At 62.7% G+C, this 13,097-nt stretch carries 13 protein-coding genes; 9 read left to right on the top strand and 4 right to left on the bottom strand.

Annotated elements, in window-relative coordinates; genetic code table 11:
* From WA702_RS22535 to WA702_RS22520, 4 genes are all read right to left on the bottom strand, one after another.
* Positions 1-825: branched-chain amino acid ABC transporter permease (locus tag WA702_RS22535; protein ID WP_425112762.1), on the bottom strand; the 825-nt coding region annotated here is incomplete at its 3' end.
* Entirely contained in the window at positions 822-1,757 is a 936-nt protein-coding gene (locus WA702_RS22530; RefSeq protein WP_425112761.1) for a branched-chain amino acid ABC transporter permease, read from the bottom strand. The genes WA702_RS22535 and WA702_RS22530, both read right to left, overlap by 4 nt.
* A gap of 110 nt (positions 1,758-1,867) precedes the next feature.
* On the bottom strand, positions 1,868-3,262 hold the full coding sequence (locus WA702_RS22525) for an MmgE/PrpD family protein (RefSeq protein WP_425112760.1): 1,395 nt from the start codon (positions 3,260-3,262) through the stop codon (positions 1,868-1,870).
* Positions 3,263-3,293: 31 nt separating this feature from the next.
* Positions 3,294-4,268, bottom strand: a complete 975-nt coding sequence (locus tag WA702_RS22520; RefSeq protein WP_425112759.1) for an NAD(P)-dependent oxidoreductase — start codon at positions 4,266-4,268, stop codon at positions 3,294-3,296.
* Between the two features lie 170 nt (positions 4,269-4,438).
* On the opposite strand from WA702_RS22520, the gene WA702_RS22515 reads away from it, so the two are divergent.
* The 9 genes from WA702_RS22515 to trbE all read left to right on the top strand — a co-directional run.
* The gene (locus tag WA702_RS22515) at positions 4,439-5,791 is read left to right on the top strand and encodes an MmgE/PrpD family protein (protein ID WP_425112758.1); all 1,353 of its coding nucleotides are present in this window, start codon (positions 4,439-4,441) and stop codon (positions 5,789-5,791) included.
* A gap of 34 nt (positions 5,792-5,825) precedes the next feature.
* A complete protein-coding gene (locus WA702_RS22510) occupies positions 5,826-6,215 on the top strand; it encodes a carboxymuconolactone decarboxylase family protein (RefSeq protein ID WP_425112757.1) in 390 nt (129 codons plus the stop codon).
* A gap of 26 nt (positions 6,216-6,241) precedes the next feature.
* Positions 6,242-7,060, top strand: a complete 819-nt coding sequence (locus tag WA702_RS22505; protein WP_425112756.1) for an N-acyl homoserine lactonase family protein — start codon at positions 6,242-6,244, stop codon at positions 7,058-7,060.
* Between the two features lie 1,112 nt (positions 7,061-8,172).
* A complete protein-coding gene (locus tag WA702_RS22500) occupies positions 8,173-8,484 on the top strand; it encodes a hypothetical protein (protein WP_425112755.1) in 312 nt (103 codons plus the stop codon).
* A gap of 111 nt (positions 8,485-8,595) precedes the next feature.
* Positions 8,596-9,114: a hypothetical protein gene (locus tag WA702_RS22495; RefSeq protein ID WP_425112754.1), complete on the top strand. Its 519-nt coding sequence runs from the start codon at positions 8,596-8,598 to the stop codon at positions 9,112-9,114.
* Positions 9,115-9,744: 630 nt separating this feature from the next.
* A complete protein-coding gene (trbB, locus tag WA702_RS22490) occupies positions 9,745-10,665 on the top strand; it encodes a P-type conjugative transfer ATPase TrbB (protein WP_425112753.1) in 921 nt (306 codons plus the stop codon).
* Entirely contained in the window at positions 10,662-10,988 is a 327-nt protein-coding gene (locus tag WA702_RS22485; RefSeq protein WP_425112752.1) for a TrbC/VirB2 family protein, read from the top strand. Before trbB ends, WA702_RS22485 begins: the two co-directional genes overlap by 4 nt.
* Complete coding sequence (locus WA702_RS22480) at positions 10,988-11,251, top strand: VirB3 family type IV secretion system protein (RefSeq protein WP_425112751.1); 264 nt, start codon at positions 10,988-10,990, stop codon at positions 11,249-11,251. Before WA702_RS22485 ends, WA702_RS22480 begins: the two co-directional genes overlap by 1 nt.
* A 5-nt stretch (positions 11,252-11,256) precedes the next feature.
* The coding region (gene trbE / locus WA702_RS22475) for a conjugal transfer protein TrbE (protein ID WP_425112750.1) at positions 11,257-13,097 on the top strand (1,841 nt) is incomplete at its 3' end.

Below are 13,097 nucleotides of genomic sequence, written 5' to 3'. Positions count from 1 at the left end.
GTTCAGGATTTCGGCGAGCGGGATCAGGATCACCGCGCCAATGACCGGCCCCCATACGGTGCCGACGCCGCCGAACATCGCAACCGTGAGCGCCTGCGCGGACACCAGCATTCCAAACACCGATTGCGGTGTTACGACCAGCAGAACCTGAGCGTAGAACGCGCCGATGGCGGCTGCAATCGCACCGCTCAGCGTGATCGCGCGCAGCTTCCAGATCAACGTATCGATGCCGGCGGCTTCTGCGGCCGCTTCGTTCTGCTTGATCGCGAGCAGCGCCATGCCGAAACGGGAGCGCTCGATGATCTGCGTCAGTACGATGATGGCAAACAGGATCGCAAGCGCCAGCAACGTATAGAGGCGGGGATCGGCGAACTGCATATAGGCGATCGTCGCATCGCGCTTGATCGGAAGCGTCACCTCCTGGAAACCGAGCCACTCGAACACGTAGAGAATGGCGAGCGGGTAGGCGAGCATCGCCAACGCGAAGTAGTGACCCTGCAGGCGAAAGGTGGGGAATCCGATCAGCAGCCCGGCAATGCCGCCGAGCATTGCGGCGACCGGAATCAGCAGCCACGGGGAGAGATCAAAATAGATCTGGCCGAGCGCGGTCGCATAGGCGCCGATCCCGAAGAAGGCTGCGTGGCCGAATGAGATCAGCCCGGTGTAACCGCTCAGCAGGTTCCATGACAATCCGAATACCGCCCAGACCGGCACGAGCGTCAGGATGAGCTGGTAATAGGAGTTGGTAACGCTGAGCGAGACCACTGCATAGGCGATCGTGAAGAGCAGGGGAGGAAGCAGGGAACGCATCCGGAGCATGATCATGTCCTCTCCACCATGCGCCCGAAGAAGCCTTGCGGACGGAAGAAGATGATGAGGAGGAAGACCACGAAGATGGCCGCGTTTTGCAGCTGCGTCGGCAGAATCAGCGTCGACATCTGCTGCACGAGACCGATCGTCATGCCGCCCCAGAAGGCGCCGATAATGCTACCCATGCCGCCGAGCACGACGCCGGCATACATGACGATCACATATTCGAGCCCGACGAAGGGGTGAAATGGATAATTAGTGGCGAGCAGGCCGCCGGCAATCGCCGTGATGCCGCAGCCAAGCGCGAACGCGGTACGGTGCGCGCGATCGACATCGATGCCCATGTAGGTCGCGGCCGTCGGATTGTCGGCAGCGGCACGCAACGACTTGCCGATCCGCGTCCGCGTGATCAACAGCGAGAGCAGAACCATGATCGCCAGCGACATCACCGCATCGATGCTGCGCGCCTTGTTGAGAAAGATGCTCATGTCGAACAAGGGACCAAGTTCCCAGGCCGAGCTCGACAACGGCGTGCGGATCGAGGCCAGGACCGATCCAAAGATGATCAGGCCGCCGTTCTGAAGGATCAGAGCGATCCCGAGCGTGAGAATGAGCTGCGCGTAATGGCCTTCGCCCTCGAGCGATGCGGTGCGGGTGCCCGAAACACGCGAAATCAAAGCCAGATGGACGATGTAGCCGAACAGGGCAAGTGCAGGTCCGGCCAGCAGGATCGCAACGAACGGTCCCACCGTGTTGCCGAAGACGGCCTGGATGCCGGCGGCGGTGAAGAGATAGAAGGCGACATACATGCCGAGCATCATGAAGTCGCCGTGGGCGAAGTTGATCACCCGCATGACGCCGAAGATGAGGCCGAGACCGACGCACATCAATCCGTAGATGGCGCCGATCAGAAGGCCGGCGGCGAGGGCCTGCAGAAAGCCTTCCATCAGCGCCATCCCGACGCGGGGTGCCGGCCAGTCTGTCGGCGAATTTTCTCCGGTGGTGCCGTCAGGCTGATCTCCCGGTCGACCATGTTTCCCCCGTACTCTCTTATGTTTCAAGATGCCGATCGCAAAGCCCGCTCCGACGTGTCTAACCGGCACTGAGCTGCGATGATGCGGGCATCGCCAAGCTGCTCGCAGCCGTCGATCAGTTGCTCGAGCAGATACGCGCGCTCGCCCCCAATGATGCGGCCGGCGGCAGCTCGAAAGCGTGTGCGAATATCTGCAGGCGATGCGGCGATGACGTCGGCCAAAGAATGCCGAAGCATCCGTCCGTCACGCAGGTGCACCGACACTTCCGCGCCCTGCTTGCCCGGGAAGGCGGCGGTGAAGCCGGCATCTGCCTCGAGCTCGGTGACCGAAACCAGACGCAGGATTGCGGCATCATCAAGCCGGGCGTAGTTCTCTTCCCTGATCTCGCCCCGCGCCAGCGTCACCGCGACGCTGAACGGAATGCTCATCTTGGCCTGGAGCGCGTTACGATAGGGGCCTTTGGCGTCGCAGCCAGGATAACGAACTGCGGCCTCAGGCGCACGAATGATGATCCGATCGATCTCGCCCGCGTCTGTGAGTTCGTGCGAGATACGAAGCGCCGCTTGCGCCGAGGTCTGCGCGAAATTGCAGGCCGGGACCGGCTTGTTGTAGACGGCCATGATCTCGCTCTCGCCGTCAGAGAAGAGCGTGATGGCGTCAGGCGCGGCTTGACGCCGATAAGCGGCGAACAGGCCCGCTTCGCCTTCGAGGATGGTCTCCGAGCCAAACGCGCCGGCCGCGGCAAGGCCAACCGCCTTGATCGCATTGCTGGCCGCGAACCCTGGATGAAAATACATGTCCGAGCCGCCGGCGTGCGGCCACTCATTGAGGCCGCTGGAGGTGTTCGCCGCGATGGCGACCGCGCTGGTCGCTGCGTCCTCGGAGAGGCGGAGAGCGTAACTTCCGGCGAGCGCGGCGCCCAACGGCGCCACCAGCCCGGTCGGGCGGTACAGGCGCGCGAGCTCGGAGGTCAGGAGCGCGCGGCCGATCCGGGCGCCGGTCTCGTAGCCGATGATGGCGGCCGCCAGCAGCCTGGTTCCGTGCATCGGGACCTGCTCCGACAGGGCGAGCAGGGTCGGCCAGATCACGACGCCATGGTGCGCGATGCTGGCCGCATGCATGTCTTCACGCACCAGGCCGTGACCCATCACGGCATTGGCGAAGGCGGCGTCGGCCGGCGAGGAGAGCCGCGAGGTGCCGATGATCGTCGCACTGCCGCCGGGCTGTGTGATCGCAATCGCCTGCCGGCTCCACGGATGATCGCCCGCCTCAAAGGCGCATGACAGAAAATCAAGCAGGCAGATCCTGGCCTTGGCGATCACGTCGAGCCCGAAATCCCTGAACTCAAGCGCAAGCCCGCTCCGTGCCATCCGGCGTGTGAGCGAGACCTTGCTGGATCCGATCGGGCCTATCGTCATCGCATTCGATGCTCCCTGATGGACTGCGTCGTCAGCCGCGCATCTGCACTCCGGCCCATTCCTCGACGACCTTGGCGATCGAGGTGAAATCGGAAGCCGCGCCGTACTTCGCGTTGGTGATCGCGAGCATCTGCCGCACCACTGCACCACAGACCATCGGCACGCCCATCGCCTCAGCCTCGTCCACACACAACCGGACATCCTTATACGAAAGACCGGTCGCGAAGCCGAAGTCGAAGGTGCCGGGCAGCACCGCGCGCGGGAATTTATCTTCCGACGCGCTGTTGCGGCCGCTGCTGGCGTTGATGATGTCGATCAGCACCTTGGCGTTCACGCCGCCCTTCACACCCATCGCGACCGCCTCCGACGTGATTACCAGGGCTGCTGCCGCCATCAGATTGTTGGCGAGCTTGGCGGTCTGCGCCACGCCGGGTTGGTCACCGGTATAGAACAGCTTGCCGAAGTTTTTCAGGATTGGCTGCACGGTCTCGTAGGTTGCCTGCGGGCAGGACACCATCACGGCCAAGGTGCCGTTCACGGCGCCCTTGATACCGCCGCTCACGGGCGCATCGACCAGCGTCATGCCCTTTTCTTTGAGGCCTTCCGCGACGATCTTCGCCGCGCCAGGTCCCGTGGTTGACAGATCGATGACGATCTTCGCGCGGCTGCCATTTTTGATGCCGTCCGCTCCGAGTGCGACCGCCTTCACGATATCAGGCGTGGGCAGGCTGGCCAGCACGATGTCGGCCCGGGAAGCCACATCCGCAGATGAGCTGGCCATTTGTGCGCCGCGCTTGATGAGCGATTGAGCCGCCTCGGCTTGCGCGTCATAGACGACGAGCGAATAGCCCGCGTCCATCAATCGTCCTGCCATCGGACCGCCCATCCGGCCCGTGCCGATTACGCCGAGTGTCTCTCCCGCCATCGTTCGCTCCCTGTCGGGCGATCCCGTGATGGGATGCGCCTTACTCGTCTCTATCGGACGATCTTTGCGATCGGTCGGCATGATCGATGCCGCTGTCGTAGCCGCGCCCTTCGCGCCAGCTGGGGAATTGTTATGATTGTCAGACAAACTGTCAAGCATAACATTTTTTGATCGACAGTTTGTCGCGGATCGGCATAATGTCCGCGAAAACGAGGAAGGCGCTCTGCGTGCCGGAAGATCAAGCTTGCAGTGTGAGCAGGACGCTCGCCGATTTCGTCGCTGCCTCGTCATGGGTCGACGTGCAGGCTCAAAGCCGCGAGGCCAAGCGATCGATCCTCAATTTCTTTGCGACCGCGCTCGGCTCCGCGTGCGATCCGATAGTTACCGCCGCGTTGCGGGCCTTGTCGCCGTTCAGTGGCGCTGCGACCGCGACCGTCATCGGACATTCGGAGCGGCGGGATGCGCTGTGCGCGTCGTTCCTCAATGCGGTCTCGGCGAACTTGCTCGACTTCGACGATACGCATCCCGAGACGATCATTCATCCCACCGCACCGGTCCTCGCTCCCGTGCTGGCGCTTGCAGAGACACGTCGGCTGTCGGGGCGCGACGTATTGACGGCGTTCATCCTGGGCGTGGACGTCGCATGCCGCTTTGGCAATGCCGTCTCACCACGGCATTACGCGCGCGGCTGGCATATCACCTCGACTTGCGGGATTTTTGGCGCGGCGGCCGCTTGCGCCAAATTGTTGGGGCTGCCGGCCCAAGGAATCGCTGACGCGATCGGGATGGCGGCGAGCCAGTCTGCCGGGAACGTGGAGAATCTGCCAAGCGCCGCCAAGAATGTCAGCGTGGGCAATGCTGCGCGCAACGGGTTGTTTGCCGCACTGCTCGCGCAGCAGGGCTTTGAGGCCGCGCCACGTGCTATCGAGGGTCCGCTGGGCTGGGCACGCACCATGGGGGACGAGCTCGATCTTGCGCGCCTGCTCGGCTCGCTCGGTGAGAGCTGGGAGATCGCGAAGAACACCTACAAGCCGTATCCGGCAGGGATCGTGTTTCATTCGGTGGTCGATGCCTGCCTTCTCCTGCGCGGACGGATCAGTGGACGGCTCGACCAGATCGCGTCGGTGACGGTGCAAGGCTCGGCGCTGCTACTCGCGCGAGGCGACCGGGCCATCAACAACGAGCGCGATGCGCGCGTCAGCATTCATCATTGCGTCGCCTGCGGACTGGTTGTCGGCGCAGCCGGCGTTGCCGAATTTTCGTCGGACGTCGTGCACCGTCCCGATGTCGCGCGGCTGCGACAAAAGGTGAGGGCGGAGCTTGACGGCGAGCTGCCGGACGGCGCTGCGCGGGTCAGCTTGCGCTTGTCGTCCGGGGAAGTTTTCGTCGAAACCGTTATCTCGCCGCGCGGCAGCCTCGCCGCTCCGCTCACTGACCACGATATCGCAGCCAAGCTGCGCGATGGCGTGCGGACAGGCCAGAGCGACTGGGACGCGGACAGTGTCATCGATGCGGCCTGGCGGCTCGATGCGGTCGAGGACGTCGCCGATCTCTTGCAATCCTTGCGGCCGCGGCCGGCATCGCGCGCCATGACTACCAATTGACGCCAGACCAATCTCAAGACCTGAAAGGACGACCATGAGCAAGACCGAACTGTTCGAGAAGGGCCTCAAAGTTCGCAAGGAGGTGCTCGGCGAGGACTACGTCAACAAATCAATCGCCGGCGCCGACGACTTCACGCGCACGATGGCCGAATGGTCGACCGAGTTCTGTTGGGGCGCCTTGTGGACGCGGCCCGGCGTCGACCGGCGCACGCGCTCCATCGTCAACCTGGCGATGCTCGGCGCGCTGAACCGCCCGCATGAGCTGAAGCTGCACGTGAAAGGCGCCCTGAAGAACGGGCTCACCAAGGAGGAGATCAAGGAGATCTTGCTCCAGGTCGCGGTCTATTGCGGCGTTCCCGCCGGAATCGACGCATTCCGGAACGCGCGCGAGGCGTTCAACGAGGTCGACGCGGGGTCTTCCTGAGCCGGCTCATTTGATCGGATCTTGCTATGGCTGACCCTGAATACGAGCTCTTTGCCATCCGTTACGCTACTCGGGATGCGCAGCGGAGCGAGCACTTCATCGGTGGCGACCCGCACGAGGGGCCGATGCCGATGGATTACTTCATGTGGCTGGCCAGAGGAGCGGGGCGCATTTTTGTCATCGACACCGGCTTCAACGCGGAGATCGCGATGCGGCGCAAGCGGACATTTCTGCGTTGTCCGGTGGAGACGCTTCGTGCGTTCGATATCGACGCCGTCGACGTCAGGGACGTGATCCTCACGCATTTGCATTACGACCATGCCGGCAATTTCGACCGGTTTCCGAATGCGCGGTTCCATCTTCAGGAGCGCGAGCTCGCCTACGCGACCGGCCGCTATATGCAATATCCGAGGCTGTCGCATTCCTTCGAAGTTGACGACGTCTGCGGGATCGTAAGGCTGAACTACGCGCGCCGCGTGCTGTTCTACGACGGGGACGCTGAGATTGCGCCCGGACTGACGGTGCATGCCGCGGGGGGGCATTCGGCCGGCCTCCAATTTGTCCGCGTCCGCACACGGCGAGGTCTTGTCGTGCTCGCCTCCGACGTCAGTCATTTCTACGAAAACATGACGAGCGAACGTCCGTTCACGACGGCGTTCCATGTCGGTGACATGCTGGCAGGCTTCGACAAATTGCGAGCCGCGGCACCGCAAGCGGACCACATCGTTCCAGGCCATGATCCGCTCGTTATGAAGCTTTACCCGGCACCTAGCCCGGACCTTGATGGTGTTGCAGTGCGCCTCGACGTGGCACCGTCGGGCCACTCATTCTTGGGACCTGACTGATGGCCAGCTGAAGTTTTGATGTAGCCGGATTTGCTGATGCATCGAAGCTGAATGACCTCAGCCGACAACGGATGCGCAGGTGCGGATCGGGGAGGGGCCTTCGAACCCTTGTGTCGCAATGAGCTGTTGCTTGTAGTGTAAATTTGACCTTGGTCGTAGTTCTGCAATTGGTGCATAAATAGACCAGTAAACGTTACGCGATCTATTTGTGTCCCCGGTCAGGCGGGATTGGCGAGGCCATGCAGAGCAGGTCAAGGTCATCTATGCAGGCGCCTGAGCCATACTGACCCGCCAGTTTCCACACAGCTCGACGCGCGAGCCATCTGAACAGGAGCAACGCCAGATGCAGCCAAGAAGTTTATTGCGCGCCATGTTTATCGCGATGCCGTCCGGCGATACGCGCTGATCATCGCTTCTGTGACATCGCCGGGATAGCATATCGGCGCCGCGCCGCCCGGCCTGGAATAGGCGCTACGTGCGCCGCATGAACGACCATTGCGCATGAGATCGTCCGGGCAGGCGCAAGGATGACCCGTCGCGTGGTACTGATCCCGGCTGGCTTTGATCAGTATAGCGGCGATGGCTGCGGCAGCGAGGGCGGTGTCTGCGCTTCGCGTGGTCTCGGTCCGGGCCGCAGGAGCGGGTAGGCGAGTCCTGGCTGGCGGCTGATCGATCCGAGCTACGGGCTCTGGCTTGCCTTGAATAGGACGGGCGGCCTCCTCAGAAACGGCGGCCAGCGTGACGGGCTTGTTGAAGTTTGCGGCAGCCAGAGCAACCGAAGCTGCCGCCTTGTTGTCCGCGGGCGCGTCCTGGCGGCCCAGGGAATACGAGACGAGGGCAGTCATGGCCACGAGGAAGATGACCGTCCTAAGTCTCATCGGCCTATACCCCGGCAGGGACCTCGGATACGTTGTCGACGTGGCGATCGATCTGCACCGCCGCAGCCCTCTTGCGTGATCGCCGCGGCCGTTGCGGCGTAAAATGTGCCTGTCCGTCCGTCGGAGGCAACGACGGTAGCCTGCCTTCGAGGGCCGCAAGAGTTCACGCCCGCAGCAAGGTCCGCGAGGACGATACGAGCCTCCTGGCAGCCTTGCTCCTCAAGGATCTCACAGGTGACGATCTTCATTTCGAAATCGGCGTGGTTGCCTGCTAAAGTGATTGAGTTCGGATCTGGCGCAAGCCAGGCGGCACAAGAGAGTAGTTGCCGCGAACGAGAGTTAGCCGTCGCGCATCAATGTGTGCCGCCGGCGACGCAAAGCTACGAAGGAGACAGTTTCATCCGCAGTGCCACAGTCGAAAATGCGCTGCAAAGCAGCAAAAGAGCAAGATACCAGACAGGGATTCTCCCAGCATCTCATCAAATCGCAACCACGGAGAGAGATCAAGGGGGGCGTTTCGGCGCGCATCCTGCAACAGGGAACTAAGCAAACGAACCGGCCAGCGGTTTGGCCGCCATTGCTAGCTGGCCGCCGGTGAACTTATAACTCCGGGGTCCCGCGGCACGTGCTAAGATGTGTCTCATTCGAGGAGACAAAATGCCCGGCGACCAAGATAGCGAGCCGTCAGTCCCCGCCGAAAAGCCGTTCTACCGAAGCAGCAACGGTGACCGGTGGTACTTGGCCGAGGATCCAGCAACAGGATCGCGTGTGGTTAGACATGTCGCAAACCCGCAGTCCGGCGGCCATGTCTCGTACCAGGACATTGAAAGCTTTCTATCCGCCGGACAGGGCCCAGAACACCAAGCGTTCAGGCTTTTGATGAAGGGCGACCACGCAGCGACAATACTGATTGCTTACGACCTTCATCCAGCAGAGGGCGCGGCCTATGACGCGCTTGTCAACGCTATTCGAGCATCGGGCGTTTGGTGGCACCACATGGAAACAGCCTGGATTGTCCGGTCGGACAAGACGCCGGAAGATTTACGAGACCAATTGAAGGTGTATATCGGTCCGGACGATCAGTTACTTGTCGTCGACATCACTGGCGCGCGGGCGGAATGGGCCGGCGTTAGTGATTCTGGCAGCAAGTGGCTGGAAGAGCATATTCGCGCGTGAGGTCGTCGAGGCTTCGTGATGCCGTTATCGATGCGGTATCGTCGAACATCTGATCTGGACACGCGAGATGTGCCGCCGGTCGGGATCTTGGGCGACATCATTGGTGGTTGTTTCATTCGCAACCAGCGCTTCGGGATCGTGGCGGTCGGTCATTTCGCGCACGACCTGTCATGGCGCCGTTGCGGCTCAACGAGCGCGCGTTGCGCTGCGACCGCGTTCACATCAGCCTGGCGCCACGCTGCGAGTGGTCTTCGAGGATGGCCGTGTCCTCACGGCTTGGATTGCATACGATATCGCGCTCGTCGATCCCCCTATCGCGGCCGCGGTCGCTTGAGACGGGTCAACGGCCATCGTACCAGCAAGCCGACGCGTTGAGGCCGAGCGAGCCGGCGTCGCCGCGCCGCAGCGATTGCGCGCCGGTTCGACGCAGGTCGACAAGGCGTTTGCGAAAGCGAATGGAAGGTTTCTTTTCCTACGCCATCCTATGACGACCGCCCGCCGTTTGTTGCGCTGACCTCGTGCGCGGATCGATGATCCGGATCCGAGGGGGCGCTTCGATCCCTCGTTTTATCGGGGGAAAACGTGACGATCCTTTCTCAGCATTCGGAATCGGCTTTGCGGGGGGTGCGCATGCTCCGCACCGCGATGGGATCTGCGATCGCACGTTTCCTGGAAGATCCGTCTGTCGTTGAGATCATGCTCAATCCTGATGGCAGGCTATGGATCGATCGGCTGTCGAGCGGTTTGGCAGATAGCGGCGAAACCTTGTCCGCGTCGGATGGCGAGCGGATCATCCGGCTCGTCGCTCACCATGTGGGTGTCGAGGTCCACGCGGGTGCGCCACGTGTTTCGGCAGAACTGCCAGAAACCGGGGAGCGCTTCGAAGGTCTGCTGCCGCCGGTTGTTGCGGCTGCGGCATTTGCGATCCGCAAGCCGGCCGTCGCCGTGTTCACGTTGGACGACTACGTCACTGAGCGCATCATGACATCGGATCAGGCCGAGGCATTGCGCCATGCCGTGGTCGCGCGCCAGAACATCCTTGTTGCTGGCGGGACTTCGACAGGCAAGACCACACTGACGAACGCGCTGCTTGCGGAAGTCGCCAGGACCACCGATCGGGTCGTGCTCATCGAAGACACACGTGAGCTCCAGTGCAGGGCACCGAACCTGGTCTCGTTGCGCACCAAGGAAGGCGTGGCGTCGCTGCCGGATCTTGTCCGGTCCTCGCTGCGCTTGCGGCCCGACCGTATCCCGATCGGTGAGGTGCGCGGCGGTGAGGCGCTCGACCTGCTCAAGGCCTGGGGCACGGGTCATCCCGGTGGCATCGGGACCATCCACGCGGGCACCGCGCTTGGAGCCCTGCGCCGGCTCGAGCAGCTGATCCAGGAGGTCGTGATGACGGTCCCACGCGCGTTGATCGCCGAGACCGTCAACGTGATCGCCGTGCTTGCCGGCCGTGGCGCGAAACGCCGGCTTGCTGAGCTCGCTGTTGTGCAGGGGCTTGAAGCGTCCGGCGACTACAGCCTTTCAGCAATGGGAGATCAGTCATGAGCGGGCGGTTGTCGCTTCGAAAAGGCCCTCTCGCGGGCGCAGTGTGGGTGAGTTCGTGCCTGGGCGCTATGCCGGCCTTCGCCGCCGGCTCGAACATGCCATGGGAGCAGCCGCTCAACCAGATCCTGCAATCGGTCGAGGGTCCGGTCGCCAAGATCATGGCCGTCATCATCATCATCGTCACAGGTCTGTCGTTGGCGTTCGGCGACACGTCGGGCGGTTTCCGGCGGCTGATCCAGATCGTGTTCGGTCTGTCCATCGCCTTCGGCGCCTCGAGCTTCTTCCTCTCATTCTTCTCGTTCGGCGGCGGAGTGATGATCTGATGCATGAACCGGTTCCAGGCTTTGTCGCGCCCGTGCACCGCGCGCTCACCGAGCCGATCCTGATGGGTGGCGCGCCGCGCTCGGTCGCGATCGTCAATGGAACGTTAGCAGCGGCGCTCGGCCTCGGGCTTCGGCTTTGGCTGGCGGGCCTTCTGCTCTGGTTCGTCGGTCACATGATCGCCGTCTGGGCGGCCAAGCGCGATCCCGAATTCGTTGCGGTGGTTCGCCGCCATGTTCGCTTTCCCACGCATCTTTCCACGTGATTGCCATGATGAACCTCGTCGAATACCGCCGTTCGAACATTTGTCTCGCCGATTTCCTGCCCTGGGCAGCGCTAGTCGATGAAGGGATCGTCCTCAACAAGGATGGTTCGTTTCAACGAACGGCGAGGTTTCGTGGGCCGGATCTCGACAGCGCCGTCTCCGCTGAGCTGGTCGCAGTTGCGGGCCGCCTGAACAACGCGTTGCGTCGCCTCGGATCCGGATGGGCCGTCTTCGTTGAAGCGCAGCGCCATTCCGCGAGCGATTACCCTGCGGATACGTTTCCGGATATCGCATCCGCGCTGGTCGGCGCCGAGCGCAGGGCGCAGTTCGAGGAGGAGGGGGCTCACTTTGAATCGAGCTACTACCTGACTTTTCTTTATCTGCCGCCCGAGGAGAGCGCCGCCATGGCGGAGCGGCTCTTGTACGAGGGCAGCCGCCGCACAATCGGGACAGATGCGCGCGAGGTGCTCAGCGGCTTCATCGATCGCACGAATCGCGTCCTGCAGCTCACCGAGGGCTTCATGCCGGAATGCGCCTGGCTGGATGACGAGGCGACGCTGACCTATCTGCACTCCACCATCTCGGCCAAGCGTCATCGCGTCAGAGTGCCCGAGATCCCCATGTATCTCGATGCGCTATTGGCTGATCAACCGCTGACCGGCGGCTTGGAGCCGATGCTGGGCGACGCGCATTTGCGCGTTCTGACAATCGTCGGATTCCCTACAGCGACGACGCCCGGGATTCTCGACGACCTCAATCGCCAGGCATTCGCGTATCGCTGGTCGACCCGGGCGATCATGCTCGACAAGACCGATGCCACAAAGCTGCTGACCAGGATCCGCCGCCAGTGGTTCGCCAAGCGCAAGTCCATCGCGGCGATCCTGAAGGAGGTCATGACAAGCGAGGCCGCGAGCCTTGTGGACACCGATGCCTACAACAAGGCGATCGACGCTGACGCGGCGCTGCAGGAATTGGGCTCGGACCAGATCGGAGAAGCCTTCGTCACGGCGACGGTCACCGTCTGGGACAGGGACCCGCATGCGGCCGATGAAAAGTTGCGGCTGGTCGAGAAGGTCATCCAGGGCCGCGACTTCACCTGCATGGTCGAGACGGTCAATAGCGTCGAAGCCTGGCTCGGCAGCCTGCCGGGGCACGTCTATGCCAATGTTCGCCAGCCGCCGATCTCGACAATGAACCTCGCCCATATGATTCCGCTCTCGGCGGTTTGGGCCGGAGAGGCGAGGGATCATCATCTCAAGGCGCCGCCGCTGTTTTTCGGCAAGACCGAGGGATCGACTCCGTTCCGGTTTTCGCTGCATGTCGGTGACGTCGGACACACCTTGATTGTCGGGCCGACCGGCGCCGGGAAATCGGTGCTGCTGGCGCTGATGGCGCTGCAGTTCCGCCGTTATCCCGAGGCGCAGATATTCGCCTTCGATTTCGGCGGATCGATCCGTGCTGCCGCAACGGCCATGGCCGGGGACTGGCATGATCTCGGCGCCGCGGTCTCGGGAGATGCCGCCGAGTTCGTCGCGCTGCAGCCGCTCGCGCGGATTGACGGCGTTGCGGAACGAGGATGGGCAGCCGAATGGATCGCATCGATCCTGGCGCGCGAGCGCATCGAGGTCACGCCTGAGACCAGGGAGCACATCTGGTCGGCGCTGACGTCGCTGGCATCGGCGCCGCGCGAGGAGCGGACCTTGACCGGCCTTTCGGTTCTGCTCCAGTCCAATGTCCTGAAACGTGCGCTCCAGCCTTATTGCCTGGGTGGTCCGTATGATCGATTGCTGGATGGTGAGCAGGAGCGGGTGGGAGAGGCCTCGGTCCAGGTGTTCGAGACCGATGG

This window comes from Bradyrhizobium sp. (assembly GCF_049798375.1).
In the GTDB taxonomy this organism is placed as follows: Bacteria; Pseudomonadota; Alphaproteobacteria; order Rhizobiales; family Xanthobacteraceae; genus Bradyrhizobium.
Note: the sequence above shows the minus strand (reverse complement) of the source record. Positions and strands in the feature narration are given on the sequence as shown.

Bases quoted from the DNA above. Each gene is read 5' to 3' on its own strand.
- WA702_RS22485 (WP_425112752.1), top strand. From the start codon at position 10,662: ATGAGCGGGCGGTTGTCGCTTCGAAAAGGCCCTCTCGCGGGCGCAGTG.
- WA702_RS22495 (WP_425112754.1), top strand. From the start codon at position 8,596: ATGCCCGGCGACCAAGATAGCGAGCCGTCAGTCCCCGCCGAAAAGCCG.
- WA702_RS22520 (WP_425112759.1), bottom strand. From the start codon at position 4,268: ATGCCGACCGATCGCAAAGATCGTCCGATAGAGACGAGTAAGGCGCAT.
- WA702_RS22510 (WP_425112757.1), top strand. From the start codon at position 5,826: ATGAGCAAGACCGAACTGTTCGAGAAGGGCCTCAAAGTTCGCAAGGAG.
- WA702_RS22505 (WP_425112756.1), top strand. From the start codon at position 6,242: ATGGCTGACCCTGAATACGAGCTCTTTGCCATCCGTTACGCTACTCGG.
- WA702_RS22530 (WP_425112761.1), bottom strand. From the start codon at position 1,757: ATGGAAGGCTTTCTGCAGGCCCTCGCCGCCGGCCTTCTGATCGGCGCC.
- WA702_RS22525 (WP_425112760.1), bottom strand. From the start codon at position 3,262: ATGACGATAGGCCCGATCGGATCCAGCAAGGTCTCGCTCACACGCCGG.
- WA702_RS22480 (WP_425112751.1), top strand. From the start codon at position 10,988: ATGCATGAACCGGTTCCAGGCTTTGTCGCGCCCGTGCACCGCGCGCTC.
- trbB (WP_425112753.1), top strand. From the start codon at position 9,745: ATGCTCCGCACCGCGATGGGATCTGCGATCGCACGTTTCCTGGAAGAT.